Genomic DNA, 20,042 nt, shown 5'->3' on the forward strand with positions numbered 1-20,042 from the left:
TGTGGCTGTTGCGTTTCCGGCGATGCGTGGCGGACGGCGGACTCGGTACCAGAACGGGTGGGCGTTGCTGTTCCTGGCGCCCTGGCTGATCGGGTTCCTGGCGTTCACCGCGGGGCCGATGCTGATGTCGTTGTACCTCGCGTTCACCAAGTACGACCTGCTCACCGCGCCGAAGTGGATCGGGTGGGGCAACTTCGGGCGGATGTTCGGTGACGACCCGCTTTTCCTGCAGTCGCTGAAGGTGACCGCGATCTACGTGTTCGTCGGGACGCCGTTGAGCCTGTGCTTCGCGCTCGCGGTGGCCGTCGTACTGAACCGTGGGCTGCGTGGGTTGGACTTCTACCGGTCGGCGATCTACCTGCCGTCGCTGTTCGGCGGGAGTGTGGCGATCGCTGTGTTGTGGCGGAAGGTGTTCAACGGCGACGGCCTGGTGAACCAGATCCTCGCGCTGGTGGGTATCCACGGGCCGTCGTGGATCTCCGAGCCGCACACCGCACTCGGCACGCTGATCGTGCTCGAGGTGTGGCAGTTCGGCGCGCCGATGGTGATCTTCCTGGCCGGGCTGCGGCAGATCCCGCGGGAGTTCTACGAGGCCGCGCAGGTGGACGGGGCGAGCAGGGCCCGGCAGTTCTGGAGCATCACGATGCCGTTGCTGAGCCCGATCCTGTTCTTCAACCTCACGCTGCAGCTGATCCGGTCGTTCCAGGCGTTCGCGCCGGCGTTCATCATCAGCGACGGCTCCGGCGGGCCGGCCGACTCGACGCTGTTCTACTCGCTGTACCTCTACCAGGAGGGATTCGTGAACTTCGACATGGGCTACGCCGCCGCGATGGCGTGGATGCTGGTGCTGCTGGCCGGCGCCGTGGTCGCCGTCAACTTCATCTTCAGCAGGTACTGGGTGCACTATGAAAACTGACAGGCGAGCTGACAAGAAGCGGTTGTTGGCGCATTTCGCGCTGGTTGTGGTGACGTTGGTGATGTTGTATCCGCTGGTGTGGATGGTGGCCAGTTCGTTCAAGCCGACGTCGGAGATCTTCTCGCAGCCGGGGTTGATTCCGCGGCACTTCGAGCCGTCGAACTACTCCGAGGGATGGAAGGGCGTGTCCAACGCGTTCTCGATCTTCCTGGAGAACTCACTGTTCATCTCGGTGCTGGCGATCGTCGGGAATGTCTTCTCGTGCAGCCTGGCCGCGTTCGCGTTCGCCCGGTTGAACTTCTTCGGCCGGCGGATCGCGTACGCGACGATGCTGGTCACGCTGATGCTGCCGACGCACGTGACGCTGGTACCGCAGTACATCCTGTTCAACAAGCTCGGCTGGGTGAACACCTTCTACCCGCTGTTCGTCCCGCACTTCTTCGCGGTCGACGCGTTCTTCGTACTGCTGATGGTGCAGTTCATCCGCTCACTGCCGCGGGAACTGGACGAGGCCGCGCGGCTGGACGGTTGTTCCCCGTGGAAGATCTACCGCCACATCGTCTTCCCGTTGTTGCGGCCGGCTTTGGTGACGACGGTGATCTTCACATTCATCTGGACCTACAACGACTTCTTCAAGCAGCTCATCTACCTGAACGACAACCAGCTCTTCACGGTGCCACTCGGTCTCCGGCAGTTCCTGGACTCCACCGGCGACTCGTCCTGGGGTCCGATGCTGGCCATGAGCACCGTCGCGCTGCTTCCGCCGTTGGTCCTCTTCATCACGTTCCAGCGCCGGATCGTCGACGGCGTCGCAACCTCCGGGCTGAAGGGATGACGCCGGTTGCCGTCGTCACCGGGGCTGCCGGTGGCCTCGGCTCGGCGGCGGTCGCCGCCTTGGCACAGCAGGGTTGGGGGATCGTCGCGGTGGACCTGGTGGAAGGCTCGGGCACCGGTGAGTGGGTGCAGGGGGACGTGCGGGACGACGCAACCCTGCGCCGCGCGCTGAAGGTGGCGAGCGAGTTGGGGCAGCTCGGCGGATTGGTGACGGCGACCCTGGCCGAGGGGAAGGCGCCGCTGGAGGAGCTGGACACGCGGGTGATTGCCGACGTTCTGGAGGCACAGGTAGGCGCCGCGTGGGCCTGGACGGCGGCGGCGGTCGAGGCCGGGGCGTCGTCGGTCGTGCACGTCTCGAGCGTCCACGCCCAGCGGGCGAAAGCCGGTATGGCGGCGTACGCCATGGGGAAGGCGGCGCTGGACGCGCTCGTGCGCGCGGCAGCCGTGGAGTGGGGCCCGCGCGGTGTGCGGTGCAACGCCGTACTGCCGGGCTTCGTCCCCGTCGAGCGCAACCGCGCACGCTGGTCCGACCCGGCCGCCGCCGAGGAACTCCTGAACCACCATCCGCTCCGCCGCTTCGTCACCGCCGCGGACGTCGCCGAGGTCGTCGCGTTCCTACTCGGCCCGCAGGCCCGGGCCGTGACGGGCGTGTCCCTCCCGGTCGACGGCGGCATGCTCGCGCAGCTGCCGGACTGGGCCTGACCACCCAGCGACACAACACCGACACACACCGAACAGCGAGGTCTTCATGCGTCCGAACGTCCTGATCATCCTGGTCGACGACATGGGGTACTCCGACATCGGCTGCTTCGGCGGCGAGATCGGAACCCCGAACATCGACCGCCTGGCCGCACACGGCGCCCGGCTGACGAACTTCTACAACACCGCCCGCTGCAGCCCGTCCCGCGCCTCGCTGCTGACCGGCCTGCACCCGCACCAGACCGGGGTCGCCGAACTGGTCAACAACGACGGCCCCGGCGGCTACCCGGGAAGCCTGAACGACCGCTGCGCGACTCTCGCCGAAACGTTCCGCGCCGCCGGCTACCACACGCACATGACCGGCAAGTGGCACCTCGCGAACGAGCGTGAGCAGCCGTCGGACACCTGGCCGACGCGGCGCGGCTTCGAGCGCTTCTGGGGCACGATCAGCGGTGCGGGCAGCTACTTCCAGACGACCACGCTGCACGACGGCGAGACGCCCGTACCGCTGTCGGCGCTCGGGCCGGACTTCTACTACACCGACGAGATCGGCGCGCACGCCGCGGCCGCGATCCGCGAGGCCGAGCGGCCGTTCTTCGGGTACGTCGCCTTCACGGCGCCGCACTGGCCCCTGCACGCCAAGGAGGCCGATCTGGCGGAGACCCGCGGCGCGTTCGACGAGGGGTGGGACGTACTGCGGACCCGTCGGCGGCAGCGTCAGCTCGACGCCGGGATCTGTGCCGAGGACGCCACGCTCGACCGCCGGGACCCGGCGGTGCCCGCCTGGGACGACGAGCCCGAGCAGAAGTGGCAGCTCGAGCGGATGGAGGCGTACGCCGCGCAGGTCCGGGCGATGGACCGAGCCGTCGGCACCATCCTGGACGCACTGGACGAGACCGGGCAGCGGGAGAACACGATCGTCGTGTTCCTGTCCGACAACGGCGGCTGTGCCGAGGAACTGCGCAGCGACCCCGAGGGCGCGGAGCAGTTCCGGCGGCATCACCTGATCATCCCGCCGAGCGCGCCGGACGGTACGCCGATGAAGATCGGGAACACTCCCGAGATCCGGCCGGGGACCGCGGACACGTACACGAGCTACGGGCGGGCGTGGGCGAACCTGTCGAACACGCCGTTCCGGATGTACAAGCGGTGGGTCCACGAGGGCGGGATCGCGACGCCACTGATCGTGTCGTGGCCGGCCGGCGGCGTGAGCGAGACGGTGCTCGACGCCCCGAACCAGCTCACCGACATCGCGCCGACGTTGCTCGAGGCAACCGGCGTACCGGCGCTGACCGAACGCGAAGGGATCGAGCTGACGCCGCCGTCGGGACGGAGCATGCTCGGACTGCTCCGGGGCGGTCCGGCGGACGAGCACGACCTGTTCTGGGAACACATCGGGAATGCCGCGGTGCGTTCCGGCCGGTGGAAGCTGGTGCGCGAGTACGAGGGTCCGTGGGAGCTGTACGACCTGACGACCGACCGCAGCGAGAGCCACGACCTGTCCACCGAGAAGCCGGACCTGGTGAAGGACCTGTCCGAGCGCTGGCAGACCTGGGCCGACACGGTCGGCGTCATCCCGTACGGCGACGTACTCGCAGCCCGGGCCGCGATGCCGACCCAGCCGGCCTGACATGGCAGCCGGTCGGCCCAACATCCTGCTCGTGATGACGGACAGCTCCCGGCGGGACACCCTGTCCTGCTATGGAGCTGCGCACGCGGTGTCGCCGTGCCTGGACCGGCTCGCGGCGGAGGGCGCGCGGTTCGAGCAGGCGCACACGTCGGCGCCGGTGTGCACTCCGGCGCGGGCGAGTCTGCTGACCGGTACGCATACCCCGGTGCACGGATGCGTGGAGAACGGGATCGCCCGGCGCCCCGACCTGGTCACGTTGCCGAAGTTGCTGGGCCGGGCCGGCTACCACACGATCATGGTCGGGAAGACCCACTTCGGGGGACCGGCCGCGTTCGACGACGAGAGTGTGCTGGGCGGGGAGAAAGGCGCCGAGGTCGAGGACGACTATGCGCGGCACCTGGCCGCGCACGGGTTCGGACGGGCCTCTGCGCATCCGAACCCGATTCCGCCGGACCTGTTCTGCGACGCCTTCCTGGTGGACCGAACCATCGAGGGGATCTCCCGGCACCGCACCGAGCGGCCGGCACAACCGTTCTTCGCGTTCTGTTCGCTGCCCAGTCCGCACTCACCGCTGGATCCGCCGGGGGAGTGGGCCGCGTTGTTCGACGGTGTGGACCTACCACGGCTGAACTACACACCCGGCGAGGAGGACCGTCGACCCGCGCACCTGGAACAACTGGTCGGTCGGCGCGGCGTCGAGGCCGAGCAGCAGGACGGGTCGCTGGACCTCGACGCCGTCGATCGGCAACGGCGGTTGTACTACGGATCCGCCGCGTACTGCGACGCGCAGGTGGGCCGGCTCGTCGGTTGGCTGGATGCCAACGAGCTGCGCGACGACACCCTGGTCGTCTTCACCACCGATCACGGGCAGCAGTACTACGACCACGGCTTCAACGACAAGCACACCTTCTACGACGAGTCGTGGCGGATCCCGTTGATCGTGCGCCTTCCCGGCGTGATCGCGGCCGGGTCGGTCCGCGACTGGGCGATGACGACCGATCTGACGGCCACGTTCGCGGCCGTCGCGGGTGTCGACGCGCCGATGCTCCAGGGGTTCAACCTGCTCGGCCCGCCGGCCCGGACCTGTGCGGCATCCGTCCTGCACCGGTCGTTGGCCTTGGCAACCGACGAGTGGAAGCTCGAGTACTACCCGGAGCACGCGACCGGCCGGCTGTTCGACCGCCGGACCGACCCGCACGAACAGCACGACATCTGGGCGGAGCGGGTGGAGGTCCGCCGGCAGTTGCTCGAGGCACTGCTGGCGTGGCGCGCCGATCTGACCGATGTGCAGTACCTGCAGGAACACACCCATCACGGCGGGCCGGTCGCGCAGCGGGTGGCCGCGCAGACGGCACGCCGTACCGGTCTCGACGCGGAGTTGCGGCTCAGCCGCCGCGTCCGAGCTTGAGAGGACACAGCTGTATGGAGGCACGTCCGGAGTACCCCAGACCGCAGTGGCGGCGGCAACGCTGGCAGTCGCTCAACGGCGCCTGGGAGTTCGAGATCGACCACAGCGACACCGGGTTGCAGCGCGGTCTGCGGAGTATGCCGTACCGCCGCGAGATCCTGGTGCCGTTCGCACCGGAGTCGGAGCTGTCCGGCATCGGGAACACCGACTTCATGGACGCGGTCTGGTACCGGCGCGAGGTCGTCGTCGACCCGGCGTGGAGTGGACAGCGGATCCTGCTGCACTTCCAGGCCGTGGACCACGACACGACCGTTTGGGTGAACGACATCGAGGTCGGGCGCCATCGCGGCGGATCGACGCCGTTCTCGTTCGACATCACCGAGGCGCTGGACGGCGACACGGGGACGATCGTCGTACGGGCCCGTGATCCGCGCTCCGGCGTCCAGGCACGCGGCAAGCAGGCGACCTGGTACGAGAACACCGGGTGCTACTACACCCGGACGACCGGGATCTGGCAGACCGTGTGGATCGAGCCCGTCGGCCGCTCGTACCTGGGACGGCCGCGGATCACGCCGGACGTCGCGAACTCGCGCTTCGTCGTCAGCACGCCGATCGACAACCCCCGGCGCGGTCAACGGCTGACCGTCGAGCTGACCGACGCGGCCGGGGTGGTCGCGTCCGAGGTGGTTGCGATCGGCACCGACTTCGCACCGATCTGCGTGCTGCCGATCGGGCCCGATCGCCGTCGGCTGTGGAGCCCGGAAGATCCGCATCTCTACGGACTGCGGTTCGTGCTCGACGACGGGGACGTGCTCGACGAGGTGGAGAGCTACGCGGGCCTGCGCTCGGTGGCGATCGAGGGCAACCAGGTCCTGCTGAACGGCGCGCCGTACTTCCAGCGTCTCGTCCTCGACCAGGGTTACTGGCCGGACGGCATCATGACCGCGCCGACCGACGAGGCCCTGGTCCGGGACATCCAGCTCGGACTCGAAGCGGGCTTCAACGGTGCCCGCCTGCATCAGAAGGTGTTCGAGGAGCGGTACCTGTACCACGCCGACCGCCTCGGCTATCTGGTGTGGGGCGAGTTTCCCGACTGGGGCGCGCAAGGACAGGGTCCGAGGGGCAACAACCAGCAGCCGACCACGGCGTACGTCGCCGAGTGGCAGGACGTCGTGGCCCGGGACTACAACCACCCGTCGATCATCGGCTGGTGCCCGCTGAACGAGACCCACCAGGACCTGCACGACCACGAGACGCAGCTCGACGACGTCACCCGGGCGATGTTCCGGGCGGCGAAGACGGCGGACCCGACGCGTCCGGTGATCGACGCCTCCGGCTACAGCCACCGCGTGCCGGAGACGGACATCTGGGACAGCCACTCGTACGAGCAGGACCCGGAGGCGTTCGCGCTCCAGCAGGCCGGCCTCGCGAAGAGCGAGCCGTTCGGCAACGTGAGCCGGGAAGGCGCTCAGCAGTCCCTCCCGTACCGCGGGCAGCCGTACATGGTCAGCGAGTACGGCGGCATCTGGTGGAACGCGGAGGCCGCGTCCGCGAGTGGCAGCGACCGGCGGGAGTCCTGGGGCTACGGGCAACGCGTCGGGTCGGTGCAGGAGTTCTACGAGCGCTTCGAGGGTCTCACGCGCGTACTGCTGGAGGACCCCGACATGTTCGGCTACTGCTACACACAGCTCACCGACGTGTTCCAGGAACAGAACGGGATCTACGGCTTCGACCGGACCGCCAAGTTCGACGTCGAGCGGATCCGCGCCGTACAGCTGGGTCGGAGGGAGTGGTGATGAGGAAGGGTGTGGGAGTAGTGGCCGCGGTCGCGGCCGCGCTGATCCAGGTGCCGGCCGCGGCGAACTCCGAACCCGGACGGGTCGGGATCCGCGTCGACGACGCACCGCTGATCATGGCGGACGGGACGGCCGCGCCCGCGGTCACGCCGGAGATCTTCGGCGCGAACGCCCGCTGGATCGACAACGAACTCGGGGCCTGGGATCCGGCGGCGCACGGAGCGGCCGGCGGGTTCGCGGCGGCCGCAGCTGCGGCGCAGCTGAAGCTGATCCGGTATCCGGGCGGCACGGTGGCGAACTTCTTCGACTTCAAGAAGGCGATCGGGCCGGTCGCGGAGCGCGGGTGTCAGACGTCCGGCGGGTTCGCGGCGGTGCGCTTCGGCAACCTGCCCGCGGCCCGCAACGGGTTCGGGCCGGACGAGGAGGAGGCGCTCGTCTCCCAGCTCGGCGCGAAGACCATGGTGATGGTCCCGTCGATCAACCAGACCGCGCAGGATGCCGCGGACTACGTCGAGTACATGAACTCGCCGAGTGACGGTACGGCGACCAACCCGAACGGCGGGGTCGACTGGGCCGAAGTACGGGCAGCCAACGGGCACCCCGCGCCGTACGGCATCAAGACCTGGGAGTACGGCAACGAGCCCTTCCTCGACGGGCAGCGGTACTGGCGGGACGAGGACCCGCAGCTGCGGGTCCGTCAGTTCATCGACGGCGGCTGGAGCCGGCAGACCGCGACCGATCCGACGTACCAGGACGACGACGGGCTGTTCACGGGTTGCGATCTGGTCAACCGCAAGAGCGGTACCGGGGCCGCGGACCAGACGTACCGCACGCGGTACAACCCGGTCGCCCTGCCCTCCGACGCGACGGCGGCTTCAGGTCCGATCGCGGAGCCGGTGCTGACCGTCGGCGGCGTACCGTGGCGCCGGGTGGACTCCCTGGCGACGGCCGGTCCGGGCGATCAGGTGTATCAGCTCGGCAAGGCGCAAGGGACGATCACGTTCGGCGACGGCACGCACGGCGCGATCCCGGCGAAGGGCGCCGCGTTGAGCATCGAGTACACGACCGGCCGCCAGGACGGCTTCGTGGACTTCGTCAAGGCGATGAAGGCGGTCGACCCGAAGATCACGGTCTGCTCCGGATGGGGCAAACCGGAGTTCGTCGAGGCCATGGGCAAGCGTCCGTACGACTGCATCGGCATCCACTCCTACACCAACCAGTACGGCGGCGACGCGAACGGCGCGTACACCGCGACGCAGCTCTACCAGCAGCTGATGAACGCCAGCGACGGGCCGACCCAGGAGCTGGCCGAACTGCGCAAGGACATCGCGCGGAACTTCCCCGATCCGCGGAAACGCCCCGCGCTGACCGTGACGGAGTACGGCACGATCAGCCAGAACGGCCCGACCGGCGTCAGCACGCCGGCCAACTTCGCCGCGATGCAGATGCACAACGTGTACGAGACCACGATGCTGATCGGCCAGATCGGCAACGGCGTCCGGCTCGCGATCAACTCGAACCTGAACGGCGGCCCGAACGCGGACCCGGCGAAACGGGACTGGGGCAACATCCTCGGATCGCCGCCCGGCTTCGGGATCACCGGCCGGTCGCTCTCCTTGACGTTGGCAGCGCCAATGATTGGCGCGGCGCCGCGGAAGGTGTCGACAGTCGACAATCCGACGATCCCGGGACAGCGCTACACGGCCGTGGTCGCTGCCGCGACGCGCACGAGTTCGGGCGTGCAGCTGCTGGTGGTGAACCGCAGTCTCGATCAGGCGATGCCGATCACGGTCGACCCGGCCGACGGACCCGCGGTGCGGTCGGCGATGCAGACGACGGTCACCGACGCCGACATCACGGCGTACAACAACGACCAGGCGCAACCGGTGCAGCGGACCACGACGACGCTCGCGCCGGGCCGGAAGGTCCGGGCCGAGCTGCTGCCGCACTCGGCCAACCTGATCGAGCTCAGGTACTAGACGGTGTCAGCGCCGAGACGTACGCCTCGGGGGAGCGGTAGACGGCGTCGAGCATGATCGCCGCGGCGGCGATGCCGAGCGCGTGCGGGCCGAAAGCGCTGGCCCGGACCCGTGCCGGCGCGTCGCCGCCGCGGTCGACCGCGAGCTTGGCCAGCGCGGCGTCGCGCAACACCGGGACCTGGTCGAACGGGGCGGTGATCCCGCCGCCGATCACGACCAGCTCCGGATCCAGCAGCTCGATCAGCGTGGCGGTCGCGCTGCCGACGAGGGCGGCCCGGTCGTGCAGCAGGCGGCGGGCGCGCGGGTCGCCGTTCACCGCCAGCGCGAACACGTCGTACACCTCCTGGTCGTCGGTGATGAGCCCGGCCGCGTGGGCCCGCCGGGCGACCTCGAGGTCGCCGCCGACCATCGCGAAACAGTTCCGGCTGCCGCACGTGCACGGCTCGCCCGAGCGGCCGGCGACCGGCAGGTGGTCGAGACCGCCGGCGGCGGAGTAGGCACCGCGGTACGGCGCGCCGTTGAACACGTAGCCCGCGCCGATGACGTTGCCGACGAAGAGGTGGACGAAGTTGTCCACGCCGGTCGCGGCGCCGAACCAGTGCTCCGCGAGCGCCAGCGCCCGCACCTGCGAGTCGACGATCACCGGCACCTCGACCAACCCCTGCAGGGCGGCTGCGAGCGGCGCGTCGTGCCAGCCGAGGACGGGCTGGCTGTGTACGACACCGCCTGCGCTGTCGACCCACCCGCCGGTGCTCGCGCCGATCCCGAGCACCGTGAGGCTGTGGCCGTCGATCATCTTCCGCACCGAGCGCGCCGCGCTGCGGACGAGCCGGTCGAAGTCCGTGGTCCGTTCCGACGTGTGCGCCTCCGCGAGCAACTGCCCGCGGAGGTCGCTCAGGCAGATGTTGACCCGGTGCAGCCCGAAGTGCACCCCGATCACGCCGTACGTCGACTCGTCGATCGCGACCGGCACCTTCGGGCGTCCGGTGCCGCGCTGGGTCGGCTCGGGGGACTCGCGGACCAGCCCGGAGCGGACCAGCGCCCCGGTCAGCCGGGTGACCGAGCCGGTGGACATCCCGATCGCGGCCGCGAGGTCGGTGCGGGCGGTCGGGCCCGAGCGCATCAGCTCACGCATGATCGTCGAGTAGTTCTGCTGCCGGATGTCGCCGATCTGGGCAGAACGCGTGAGCTCCTTCATAGGAACGGTTCTAGCATGCCGGGACCGGCCGGACCCGTTGACACCCTCGGCGTACGCTCATTATCTTCAACTCAAAGAAAACTAGCGGAAGGATGCCGGCCAGTGGGCACAGAGGCGACGTTCACACTGCGGGGGACGGTCGACGGGACGATCCGGCCGGAGATCTACGGGCAGTTCCTGTCCCGCCGCCGGTGGGTCGCGGACGAGGCGCTGCACCACCCCGGCCACCCGGACGCGGGCGCCGACGGACTGCGCCGTACGGTCGTCGACGCGATCGCGGAGCTCGGCGCGCCGGTGGTCCGCTGGCCGGGCGGCTGCACCGGGACGTCGTACGAATGGGAACGCGGGGTCGGCCCGGACCGGGAGCGGACCGTCGACTGGCACTTCGGGTACGACGTCGGCAACGGCTTCGGTACGGCCGAGTTCGTCGCGTACTGCCGGCGGATCGGGGCCGAGCCGCAGATCAACCTGACCACCGGCACCGGCTCGCTCCGCGAGGCGCTCGCCTGGGTCGAGTACTGCAACGGCACCGGCGACTCGGTGTACGCGAACCTGCGCCGCTCACACGGGTACGACGAACCGTTCGACGTGCGGTACTGGCAGATCGGCAACGAGGAGTGGGGCAGCTGGGAACTCGGCCAGGTCGACGCGCAGCAGAACGCCGTCCGCTGCCGCGAATGGGCGAAGGCGATCAAGCGGATCGACCCCACGCTGAAGGTGCTTGCGATCGGCTGCTTCGAACCCGCCCAGGCCGTCGACTGGAACCTCGCACTGCTGCGGGAGGCGTGGGATCACATCGACTACCTGACCCTGCACACCTACTGGCAGTTCGACCCGACCACCGAGGACGGCGACTACACCCGCGTCCTCGCCGGCCCGTACCGCGCGGAGGCCGACATCGTCGCGATCCAGGGCCTGATCGACCTCGTCGCCCGCGAGAAGCCCGGTACGCCGAAACCCGCGCTGGCCTTCACCGAGTGGAACTGCGCCGACGCCACCCGCTTCGAAATGAGCCCGAAGTGGCGCCCTGGCGAGACCCGCTACCGGACCGTCGACGCGCTCGCCGTCGCGTCCTTCCTCAACGTCATGCAACGCCGGTCCGCCTTCGTCACCCTCGCGAACTTCGCCCAGACGATCAATGTCGTCGGCGCCCTGGTCGTCACCGACGACCAGGTAGTCCGCGAGACCGTGTACTGGCCCCTGCAACTCCAACGCCACCACAGCGGCACCCTCTCGCTCGCCGGCGACACCCACTACACCGCACCGCCCGGCGACCTCCCCGCCCTCGACATCAGCGCCTCGACGAACCCCGGCAGCACCACCGTCTGGCTCTCGATCGTCAACCGCGACCGCGGCCCGGCCCACCTCACGCTCAACCTGGGCCGGCCGTTGCTGACCACCGTCGTGAAGCTCCACCAACTCCACACAGAAGACCCCTTGGCGAAGAACTCCACGACCGACCCCGACCGCGTACGACCCCACACCGAGCACACCAAACTCGACGACAACCAGGTGCTGAAACTCCCGGCAAGCTCCTACACCATCGTCGAAGTCACCACCGCCGCCCCGCTCGTGCCTTAGCTGGGGCGGATGTCGTGGTAGCTGCGCATGTGGTTGACCATGGCGACCTCGGTGGGTAGCCGTTCCATGCTGGAGGCGCCGAGGAAGCCGACGATGCCGTCGACCTTCGCCAGGATGTGGGCGGCGTCGGCCGGGGTGGCGATCGGGCCGCCGTGGCAGATCACCAGTCTGTCCGGGTCGACGGCGAACACCGCGTCGCGCAGCCGGGTCACCAGGTCAACCGAGTCGTCGAGGGTGAGTGCGGTCTGCGCGCCGATCATGCCGGACGTGGTGAGGCCCATGTGCGGGACGAGGATGTCGGCGCCGGCCTCGGTCATCGCGGTCGCCTCGTCCTCGCTGTGCACGTAGGCGAGCGTGACCAGCTCGCGTTCGCGGGCCGCGGCGATCATCTCGACCTCGCGGTAGAAGCCCAGTCCGGTCTCCTCGAGGTTGGCCCGGATCATGCCGTCGAACAGGCAGACGGTCGGGTAGTTCTGGACGCCCGCGAACCCGGCCGCGCGCACCTGGTCGAGGAACCGTGGGATGTCCCGGAACGGGTCGGTGCCGCAGACGCCCGCCATCACCGGCAGCTGGTCGGTGACCGGCAGCACCTCGGTGCCCATTTCCATCACGATCGCGTTCGCGTCGCCGTACGGCATCAGGCCGGCCATCGAGGACCGGCCGGCCATCCGGTAGCGACCGGAGTTGTAGATCACGACGAAGTCCAGCCCGGCAGCCTCGGCGCACTTGGCGGACAGGCCGGTGCCGGCGCCGCCGCCGATGATCGGGCGTCCGTCGGCGACCTTCTGGCGGAGGCGGGCGAGCAGTTCGGTGCGTGACTTGGTGTTCACGGTGTCTCCTTCTCCAGCCAGCTGGCCAGCAGATCCACGGCGGTACCGGACACCGCCGGGTCGTTGATGTCGGTCTCGAATTCGTGCAGCTCGATGCCGGGTCGCAGCCCGTGCTTCAGGGCCCGGTACAGCGCGTCGTCCGCGTCGGGGTCGTGGAACACCTCGCCGGGTACGGACAGCTGGGACAGGCCGCGCCATGGGAACAGGACCGCCACTGGGGCGGTCGACGGGTTCAGCCGGGCCGCGATCGTCCGCCCGAGTTCGGCGCACTCGGCAGGCGTCGTCCGCATCAACGTGACGGCCGGGTTGTGCGGGTACAGCCTCCGGTCGGCGAACTCCGGCGGCACGCTGCCGGAGAGGTTGACCATGTCGAGTGCGCCGACGCTCACCACCTGCGGTACGCCGGAACTCGCGGCCGCGGTCAGCCGCTCGGGGCCGGCCGAGCAGACTCCGCCGACGAGCTCGTCCGCGAGCTCGGTCGTGGTCAGGTCGGCGACGCCCTCGACCGTGCCGTTGCGGATCAGCGACTCCATCGTCCGGCCGCCGACGCCGGTGCAGTGGAAGGTCAACGCTTCGAGGCCGCGGTCCGCCAGCCCGCGGACGACCGAGGCACCGGCGGTCGTGGTGACGCCGAACATGCTGATCGCGACGACCCGGACGGTGCCGGGCGGTTCGGCGTACCGCCGGCTCGCCATCCCGACGCAGGCGTGGGCGGCGTTGGCGAGGACGGGGCGGCTGAGCCGGTTGAGGCCGTTGATGTCGACGACCGGGTACATCAGCGTGAGGTCGGTGTCCCGGATGTACGGGCGGGTGTCTCCGGCCGCGACGGTCGAGACGAGAACCTTGGGGAAGCCGAACGGCAACCGGGCGCAGACCTCGGCCATCACGTACGCCGCGTTGGACCCGCCGACCATCAGCACCCCGTCGACGTGGCCCTCGGCAACCAACTGCGCCACCACCTGCGCGGTGCCGCGGGCCATCACGGTCATTGCCGCGTTACGGTCCCGCCGCTCCCGCAACTGGGCGAGTGAGCCTCCGCCGCTCCGGGCGACCCGCTCCGCGGGAAGGTGAACCGAGACCGCGGCCAGGTCGGGACGGCCGAGGACGCTGATGTCGATCAGGACGGGAGTGGCGCCGAAGGTCTCTATCTGGCCGGCCAGGAATGCGTACTCCGCCCCTTTGGTGTCGAGGGCACCGACGAGAGCGATCGTCGGCATCAGCGCGTGCCGTAATCGGGCACCCGGATCTCCGCACCGCCCTGCAGCGCGGACCGGTGCGCACAGATCCCGGGCGCGGTCCACGTCGCCGCCGTCCGGGCATCGACGCGAGGCATGCGGTTCTCGACGATGCTGGACACGAACTCGTGCACCAGGTGCGGATGCGACCCACCGTGCCCACCGGACGTGAATCCCCGCAGCACGTCCGGCAGCAGATCCGGCGCACCGGCCGGTTCCACGTCCACGACATGCACCTCCCGCCCACGCCGTTCCCCAGTCAACGGTGGCATCCGGAACTCCTTCATCGGCCCGCCCTCCAACTGCGGCCACTCCAGCGCACCGGCGTCGCCGTACACCGAGAAGCCTTCGAGGTAGCTCCGCCCGAGCTGGAAGAACGACATGGTCACGTTGGCCACCAGCGCCTCGTCCCCGGCCAGCTTGAACAGCGCCGCCTCGGTGCCGAACCCGTCGCCCGCAACGCCGACGTGCTCCGGCGTCAGCCGACTCGACCCGAGACAGCGCACGGACTCGACCCGCGTAGCGGCCAGCGCGAGCGCGGGGGAGAGCGCGTGGGTGACGTAGTGCATCGGCGGATACCCGCGCCAGTACTCCGGGAACCCGTCGAGGTTCTGCAGATGGTCGCCCTTGAAGTAGCTGAGCCGTCCCAGTACCCCGTCGTCGAGGAGCCGCTTGGCGTGGAAGAACTCGCGGGAGTACACCGCGGTCTCCATCATCATGTAGTTGCGCCCGGACTCGTCCTGCGCCGCGATCAGCGCGTCCAGGTCGTCCAGAGTCGTTGCCATCGGCACCGCGGACGCGCAGTGCCGGCCGGACCGCAGGACCTGCTGGACCTGGGCGGCGTGGAACCGCACCGGCGTCAGCAGATGTACGGCGTCCCACCCGTCGGCGGCCAGCGCGTCCTCGAGCGACGCGAACCGGTCGGCGATCCCGAGCCGGTCCGCGACGGCGGCCGTCCGGTCCGGATCCGCATCCACGACCGCGACCCGGCCGACGTCCGGATGCGCCTGGTAGATCGGTGCGAAGTCGGCCCCGAACCCCAGCCCGACCACGATCACGTCGATGCTCATACCGGCACCTCCCGCTCCTCGCCGAACAGGAACACCGCGCCACCGGTGGCGAAGTTCCCCAGGTCATGGTTCGCCGCGATGCCGGCCTTGGAGTTCAGCACCAGCTCCAGGTCGGCGCGGCTGTCGGTGTAGAGCTCTGCCTGGTAGTGGTACCGCGGCGGCGTCCCGTCGGGTGCCGGGTCGAACCGGCACACCGTCCACCGCTTCAGACCCCGCATCTGCTGCGCGATCGGAATGTGCGTCTGGTCGTAGTACCGGTCGAAGTCTTCGGTCGAGTCCGGCGGGCCGTAGAGGACGGTCACCTTGTACATGGGGGACATGTCAGCCTTTCAGTCCGGTCAGCGCGATGCCCTCGACGAAGTATTTCTGCGCGAAGGCGAACAACAGCACGATCGGCAGCAGCACCACGGCCGCTGCGGCCATCAGGTACCCCCACTGTGCCGTGTAGGTGCCCTGGAACGACGCCAGCCCCATCGCCAGCGTGTACTTGTCGGAGTCGTTCAGGTAGATCAGCGGCCCGAGGTAGTCGTTCCACACGCCGAGGAAGGTGAACACCCCGACCACGGCCAGTGCGGGTTTCGACAGCGGCAGGATGATCCGCCAGTACACCTGGAACGGCGACGCACCGTCGATGTACGCCGACTCGTCCAGTTCGTACGGGATCGACAGGAAGAACTGCCGGAGCAGGAAGATGTTGAACACGCCGGTGCCGAACCAGTGCGGCAGGATCAGCGGTACGTACGTGTTCACCAGTCCGAGGTGCTGCCAGAACAGGAACGTCGGGATCAGCGTCACGGCGTACGGCAGCATCACGCCGGACATCAGGACGCCGAAGACCAGGTTCTTGTGCTTCCACCGCAGTCGCGCGAACGAGAACGCCGCCAGCGAACAGGACAGCATCGTCCCGGTCAGGACGCCGGCCTCGATGATCAGCGTGTTCAGGAAGTACCGCGCGAACGGGACCTGGGTGAGAGCGCCGGAGAAGTTGTCCCAGGCGAACGGCTTCGGGATCCACTGCGGCGGCGAGACGAAGATCTGCCCGGAGTCCATCAACGCGCTGCGGACCAGCCAGATCAACGGCAGCAGCGTGGGCACCGCGCCTGCGATCAGCAGCGCGTAGACCAGGATCTTCTTGCCCAGGCCTTTCGGAGCGAGCGGCCGGGACGCCCGCGCCGCTGTCGCGACGGTCCGAGGTTTCTCCAGTACGGCGGTCATCGCGCGCTCCCGGCCTCGTAGTACACCCACCGGCTCGAGTTCCGGAACAGCACGACGGTGATCGCCATGATGACCAGGAACAGCACCCACGCGAGCGCGCTGGCGTAGCCCATCTCGTTGTTGGTGAACGCGGTCCGGTACAGGTAGTAGATGTAGAACAACGTCGAGTCGTTCGGGCCGCCCTCGGTCATCACCGCGGCCTGCACGAACACCTGGAGCGCGCCGATCACGCTGGTCACCAGGCTGTAGAAGATCGTCGGCGTCATCATCGGCAGCGTGATGTGCCGGAACTTCCGCCAGGCGCCGCCGCCGTCCACCGCGATCGCCTCGTAGAGCTGTCGTGGCACGCCCTGCAGTCCCGCCAGGAAGATCACAGCGACGTTCCCGAAGCCCCACACGGACATCAGGATCAGCGACGGGATCGCCGTACTCTCGTCGAAGATCCACTGCGACCGGGGCAGCCCGGCCTTCCCGGTCAACGTGTTCAGCAGGCCGAAGTCCGGGTTGAACAGCCAGATCCACAGCATCGAATTGGCCACGATCGGGACGATCGCGGGCAGGTAGTAGATCACCCGGAAGATCGCCTGCCCGCGGACCGGCTGGTTCAGCAGCAGCGCCGCGAGGAACGCGACGATCAGCAGCAGCGGTACGGCGCCCAGCGTGTAGTAGAGCGTGGCCCACAACGACTTGTAGAAGCTGTCGTCAGCGGTGAACATCCGCTTGTAGTTGGCGAAGCCAACGAACTTCGGAGCGGCGCCGATGGTCCAGTCGGTCAGGCTGATCACCGCGGACGCGATCATCGGCAGGAACGTGAACGCGACGAACCCGATGATCGCCGGCAGGGCCAGCAGCACACCCCACCGGGCTTCCTGTTTGAGCGGCGAGGCCATCAGAGCGCCTGACTGGGCCATTTGCCCTGCAGCAGCGCCTGCATCTTCGGCTTCAGCGCCTTGACGATGTCGACCGGTGCGCCCTTGTTCAGGCTGATCTGCTCGATCGCCGGGTCGAGCACCTGGTGGATGCGTTCGGCGTTCTTGATCTGCTGCCCCCAGTCGGTGACGCCGTTCTTCAGCGTGGTGTCGACGACCGCGGTCCGGAAGTTCGGCGGGTACTGGTCCTTCAGCACCCACTTGTCGATCTCGGACTGCTCCGTGTAGTACTTCTTCTGCAACGGCGCCCACAGGCCGTCCTTGAACAGGTCCACGTGCTCCGGATCGTTGTAGTACAGATAGAGCTCGATCGCCTGCTCCGGGTGCTTGGTCTTCGCGAAGATCACCCCGGCCGCGCCGCCGGTCATCGTCAACGGCTCCTGGAACTTCGGCAGTACGGCGACCCCGAACGGCACCTTGCCCTCCATCAGGTCGAGCATCTGCCAGTTCCCGTCGATCACCATCCCGACGCGCTTGGTCTGCAGCTGCACCGCGGTGGTCGGCGCGTTCTTGCCGAGCTGCGCGGGCGTCGGCGCCACCCGGTGCACGTAGATCAGGTCCTGGACCTTCTTCAGTACGTCGATCGCCGCCGCCGAGTCGAGCGCGAACTTCGTGCCGTCCGCGTTCACCATGTCGGCGCCGTTGGACCGCAGCAGACTGTAGAGCGGCGCACTGCCGAACGGTGCGATGGTGCCGAACTGCTTCACCTGGCCGGCGTCGAACCCGTCCTCGGAGGGGTGCTTGCCGTTCTGGTCCACGGTGAGCTTGTCGGCAGCCTGGACGAAGTCGTCCCAGCTCCACGCCGTCGCGGCGGTGAACGGCGCCGCGTCGAGGCCGGCGGCTTTGAAGGCATCGGTGTTGTAGTAGAGGATCTGAACGCCCATCGCGAGCTGGTTCGCGGCGAGCTTGTCCTTGCCGTACCAGAAGTAGCTGCTCGGCAGCCGGTCCTTGAGCGCCGGGTACTTGTCCAGGTACGGGAACAGATTGAGGATCAGGCCCTTCTGGGCGAGGTCGTACATCTGGGCGGTGCCCAGGTAAGCCAGGTCGGGTGGGGTGTTGGCCGCGACCAGGCTCGACACCTTGGTCGGGTAGTTGGCCACCGGCACGTACATGGGGTCGACCTTCGTGCCTTTGTGCTCCCCGGCGTACTGCTTCAGCATCTCGTCGATCGCCTTCTTCTCGAAGGCCGATCCCCAGTACATGAAGGTCAGCCGGCCGCTGTCGCCGCCGGCGTCGCCGGAACCACCGCAGGCGGCCAGCGCGGCCGGTCCCAGCCCGGCGGCGAGCGCGGTCGCGCCACCGGCACGCAAGAGCTGACGCCTGCTCGTGCGGGTGCTCCCGATCTGCTCGGTCATGGGGTTGCTCCTCGCTCGGTCACGGTCCGTCCGTCATCCCCCGGGCGGCGGGCCGGCTTCGTTTCGGTGAGCGTAGGACCGTTTATGTCGATGGTCAACAGAAAGATGTCGAATCTGGCATAATTAAGCCGTCGTACGCTGACACATCGCGGTTGCAGAGGAGAATCGATGAGCAGCACAGAGCCCGCCCGGAGGCGGATCCCGCCGTCCCGCATCGTGCGCGCCGGCGAGATCCTCGAGCTCGTCCGCCGCGGCGACGCGAACACGACCGGCCAACTGGCGGACCAGCTCGGCATCGCCCGCTCGACGGTGAACGACCGGCTGGAGCTGCTGCTCGCTTCCGGGATGCTGACGCTGGACGGCCCGACCGCCGTCGGGTCCCGCGGCCGGCCGGCGTCGACGCTGAGCTTCAACCCGCGATCCGGTGTGACGCTCGCGGCCCAGCTCGGGATCTCCGGTGTCCGTACGGCGGTCACCGATCTGTCCGGCGAGATCCTCGCGAGCCGGATGACGGATATCGACGTGACGAGTGGAGCCGTACCGGTGCTGGGCGTGGTGATCGAGGACTTCGGGCGGCTCCTCGATCAGCTCGGCGTCGAGACCGCCAAGGTGCACGGTATCGGGGTCGGGATGCCCGCTCGGATCGAGCTGGCCACGAACGCGCCGGGCGCCGACTGGTCGGGGGAGGCAGTACAGGATGTGCTGGCGGGCTGGCTGGCGGTGCCGGTGTTCGTCGATCACGACGTGAACCTGCTGGCGTTCGGTGAGCACTGCGCGCGGACCGACGAGCCCGAGACACTGATCAGCGTCAAGGTCGGCACCGTCATCGGCTGCGGGATCGTTGTCAACGGCAAGGTCGTCCAAGGGGTCTCGAAGCTGGCCGGCGAGATCGGGCACACGCGTGTCGGCGGCTCACAGGAGCCCTGCAGCTGCGGCAACGTGGGCTGCCTGAACGCCGTTGCCAGCGGTGCCGCACTGGCGAAACAACTGCGGGCACGGGGCCTCGACGCTCCGAACGCGCGCGCCGTCGCCGCACTGGCCAGGTCCGGCGACGTCGAGGCGGGTCACGCCGTGCGGATGGCCGGGCGGGACCTCGGGGAAGTGCTGGCGAGCGTGGTGAACCTGCTGAACCCGGGCGTGATCAGCCTCTGGGGCTATCTCGCCGAGGCCGAGGAGCAGCTGATCGCCGGGATCCGGGAGAGCATCGCCCGCTCGGCGCAGTCCGGCCCGGCAGGCGACGTACGGATCGAACCGGCCACGATGGGCGCCGACGCCGGTCTGTACGGCGCGGCGATGGTGGTGGTCGAGCACGCGTTGAGCCCGTCCGCGGTGGACGCCTACCTGCTCACGCTGCAGTCCGCGTAGGG

At 68.8% G+C, this 20,042-nt stretch carries 17 protein-coding genes; 9 read left to right on the forward strand and 8 right to left on the reverse strand.

Features of this window, described 5'->3' with window-relative positions; genetic code table 11:
* The first annotated feature begins 1 nt into the window (after position 1).
* Genes AB0M51_RS12850 through AB0M51_RS12880 form a run of 7 tightly spaced genes read left to right on the forward strand, consistent with a single transcriptional unit; the run spans position 2 to position 9,262 of the window.
* Positions 2-916 (forward strand): sugar ABC transporter permease, encoded by a 915-nt coding sequence (locus AB0M51_RS12850; protein ID WP_363749311.1) that lies wholly within the window; start codon positions 2-4, stop codon positions 914-916.
* Entirely contained in the window at positions 906-1,751 is an 846-nt protein-coding gene (locus AB0M51_RS12855; RefSeq protein ID WP_363749313.1) for a carbohydrate ABC transporter permease, read from the forward strand. Before AB0M51_RS12850 ends, AB0M51_RS12855 begins: the two co-directional genes overlap by 11 nt.
* The gene (locus AB0M51_RS12860) at positions 1,748-2,452 is read left to right on the forward strand and encodes an SDR family oxidoreductase (RefSeq protein WP_363749315.1); all 705 of its coding nucleotides are present in this window, start codon (positions 1,748-1,750) and stop codon (positions 2,450-2,452) included. The genes AB0M51_RS12855 and AB0M51_RS12860 overlap by 4 nt, the downstream gene beginning before the upstream one ends.
* Before the next feature lie 46 nt (positions 2,453-2,498).
* A complete protein-coding gene (locus tag AB0M51_RS12865; RefSeq protein WP_363749317.1) occupies positions 2,499-4,079 on the forward strand; it encodes an arylsulfatase in 1,581 nt (526 codons plus the stop codon).
* A 1-nt stretch (position 4,080) separates the two neighbouring features.
* Positions 4,081-5,487, forward strand: coding sequence for a sulfatase-like hydrolase/transferase (locus tag AB0M51_RS12870; protein ID WP_363749319.1), 1,407 nt, complete (start codon positions 4,081-4,083; stop codon positions 5,485-5,487).
* Between the two features lie 14 nt (positions 5,488-5,501).
* A complete protein-coding gene (locus AB0M51_RS12875) occupies positions 5,502-7,283 on the forward strand; it encodes a sugar-binding domain-containing protein (RefSeq protein WP_363749321.1) in 1,782 nt (593 codons plus the stop codon).
* Complete coding sequence (locus AB0M51_RS12880) at positions 7,283-9,262, forward strand: hypothetical protein (RefSeq protein WP_363749323.1); 1,980 nt, start codon at positions 7,283-7,285, stop codon at positions 9,260-9,262. Before AB0M51_RS12875 ends, AB0M51_RS12880 begins: the two co-directional genes overlap by 1 nt.
* Here the strand turns inward: AB0M51_RS12880 and AB0M51_RS12885 are convergent.
* The gene (locus tag AB0M51_RS12885; protein WP_363749325.1) at positions 9,252-10,460 is read right to left on the reverse strand and encodes an ROK family transcriptional regulator; all 1,209 of its coding nucleotides are present in this window, start codon (positions 10,458-10,460) and stop codon (positions 9,252-9,254) included. The two genes, AB0M51_RS12880 and AB0M51_RS12885, sit on opposite strands and share 11 nt — an antisense overlap.
* Positions 10,461-10,562: 102 nt before the next feature.
* Between AB0M51_RS12885 and AB0M51_RS12890 the strand changes: the two genes are divergently transcribed.
* Positions 10,563-12,041 (forward strand): alpha-L-arabinofuranosidase C-terminal domain-containing protein, encoded by a 1,479-nt coding sequence (locus AB0M51_RS12890; RefSeq protein WP_363749327.1) that lies wholly within the window; start codon positions 10,563-10,565, stop codon positions 12,039-12,041.
* Here the strand turns inward: AB0M51_RS12890 and AB0M51_RS12895 are convergent.
* From AB0M51_RS12895 to AB0M51_RS12925, 7 genes are read right to left on the reverse strand one after another with little or no spacing between them, the layout of a single operon-like run.
* The gene (locus AB0M51_RS12895; protein ID WP_344187631.1) at positions 12,038-12,871 is read right to left on the reverse strand and encodes a phosphoenolpyruvate hydrolase family protein; all 834 of its coding nucleotides are present in this window, start codon (positions 12,869-12,871) and stop codon (positions 12,038-12,040) included. The genes AB0M51_RS12890 and AB0M51_RS12895 overlap by 4 nt on opposite strands.
* Positions 12,868-14,088, reverse strand: coding sequence for a Tm-1-like ATP-binding domain-containing protein (locus AB0M51_RS12900; protein ID WP_363749329.1), 1,221 nt, complete (start codon positions 14,086-14,088; stop codon positions 12,868-12,870). Before AB0M51_RS12900 ends, AB0M51_RS12895 begins: the two co-directional genes overlap by 4 nt.
* Positions 14,088-15,176, reverse strand: a complete 1,089-nt coding sequence (locus AB0M51_RS12905) for a Gfo/Idh/MocA family oxidoreductase (RefSeq protein ID WP_363749331.1) — start codon at positions 15,174-15,176, stop codon at positions 14,088-14,090. Before AB0M51_RS12905 ends, AB0M51_RS12900 begins: the two co-directional genes overlap by 1 nt.
* Positions 15,173-15,487, reverse strand: a complete 315-nt coding sequence (locus AB0M51_RS12910) for an EthD family reductase (protein WP_363749333.1) — start codon at positions 15,485-15,487, stop codon at positions 15,173-15,175. The genes AB0M51_RS12905 and AB0M51_RS12910 overlap by 4 nt, the downstream gene beginning before the upstream one ends.
* 10 nt (positions 15,488-15,497) lie before the next feature.
* Entirely contained in the window at positions 15,498-16,391 is an 894-nt protein-coding gene (locus AB0M51_RS12915) for a carbohydrate ABC transporter permease (protein ID WP_344187627.1), read from the reverse strand.
* Positions 16,388-17,281, reverse strand: coding sequence for a sugar ABC transporter permease (locus tag AB0M51_RS12920; protein WP_344187626.1), 894 nt, complete (start codon positions 17,279-17,281; stop codon positions 16,388-16,390). The genes AB0M51_RS12915 and AB0M51_RS12920 overlap by 4 nt, the downstream gene beginning before the upstream one ends.
* Positions 17,281-18,675 carry a sugar ABC transporter substrate-binding protein gene (locus tag AB0M51_RS12925; RefSeq protein WP_344187625.1) on the reverse strand — a complete coding sequence of 465 codons (1,395 nt, stop codon included), beginning with the start codon at positions 18,673-18,675 and terminating at the stop codon, positions 17,281-17,283. The genes AB0M51_RS12920 and AB0M51_RS12925 overlap by 1 nt, the downstream gene beginning before the upstream one ends.
* Before the next feature lie 168 nt (positions 18,676-18,843).
* Between AB0M51_RS12925 and AB0M51_RS12930 the strand changes: the two genes are divergently transcribed.
* On the forward strand, positions 18,844-20,040 hold the full coding sequence (locus tag AB0M51_RS12930) for an ROK family transcriptional regulator (RefSeq protein ID WP_344187624.1): 1,197 nt from the start codon (positions 18,844-18,846) through the stop codon (positions 20,038-20,040).
* Positions 20,041-20,042: the final 2 nt, after the last annotated feature.

The organism is Kribbella sp. NPDC051137 (assembly GCF_040682535.1).
GTDB lineage: Bacteria > Actinomycetota > Actinomycetes > Propionibacteriales > Kribbellaceae > Kribbella > Kribbella karoonensis.

What these genes read in the sequence shown, in the direction of transcription:
- AB0M51_RS12930 (WP_344187624.1), top strand. Translation starts at nt 18,844, where the DNA reads ATGAGCAGCACAGAGCCCGCCCGGAGGCGGATCCCGCCGTCCCGCATC.
- AB0M51_RS12875 (WP_363749321.1), top strand. Translation starts at nt 5,502, where the DNA reads ATGGAGGCACGTCCGGAGTACCCCAGACCGCAGTGGCGGCGGCAACGC.
- AB0M51_RS12900 (WP_363749329.1), bottom strand. Translation starts at nt 14,088, where the DNA reads ATGCCGACGATCGCTCTCGTCGGTGCCCTCGACACCAAAGGGGCGGAG.
- AB0M51_RS12860 (WP_363749315.1), top strand. Translation starts at nt 1,748, where the DNA reads ATGACGCCGGTTGCCGTCGTCACCGGGGCTGCCGGTGGCCTCGGCTCG.
- AB0M51_RS12865 (WP_363749317.1), top strand. Translation starts at nt 2,499, where the DNA reads ATGCGTCCGAACGTCCTGATCATCCTGGTCGACGACATGGGGTACTCC.
- AB0M51_RS12880 (WP_363749323.1), top strand. Translation starts at nt 7,283, where the DNA reads ATGAGGAAGGGTGTGGGAGTAGTGGCCGCGGTCGCGGCCGCGCTGATC.
- AB0M51_RS12870 (WP_363749319.1), top strand. Translation starts at nt 4,081, where the DNA reads ATGGCAGCCGGTCGGCCCAACATCCTGCTCGTGATGACGGACAGCTCC.
- AB0M51_RS12925 (WP_344187625.1), bottom strand. Translation starts at nt 18,675, where the DNA reads ATGACCGAGCAGATCGGGAGCACCCGCACGAGCAGGCGTCAGCTCTTG.
- AB0M51_RS12915 (WP_344187627.1), bottom strand. Translation starts at nt 16,391, where the DNA reads ATGACCGCCGTACTGGAGAAACCTCGGACCGTCGCGACAGCGGCGCGG.
- AB0M51_RS12855 (WP_363749313.1), top strand. Translation starts at nt 906, where the DNA reads ATGAAAACTGACAGGCGAGCTGACAAGAAGCGGTTGTTGGCGCATTTC.
- AB0M51_RS12885 (WP_363749325.1), bottom strand. Translation starts at nt 10,460, where the DNA reads ATGAAGGAGCTCACGCGTTCTGCCCAGATCGGCGACATCCGGCAGCAG.
- AB0M51_RS12920 (WP_344187626.1), bottom strand. Translation starts at nt 17,281, where the DNA reads ATGGCCTCGCCGCTCAAACAGGAAGCCCGGTGGGGTGTGCTGCTGGCC.
- AB0M51_RS12905 (WP_363749331.1), bottom strand. Translation starts at nt 15,176, where the DNA reads ATGAGCATCGACGTGATCGTGGTCGGGCTGGGGTTCGGGGCCGACTTC.
- AB0M51_RS12910 (WP_363749333.1), bottom strand. Translation starts at nt 15,487, where the DNA reads ATGTACAAGGTGACCGTCCTCTACGGCCCGCCGGACTCGACCGAAGAC.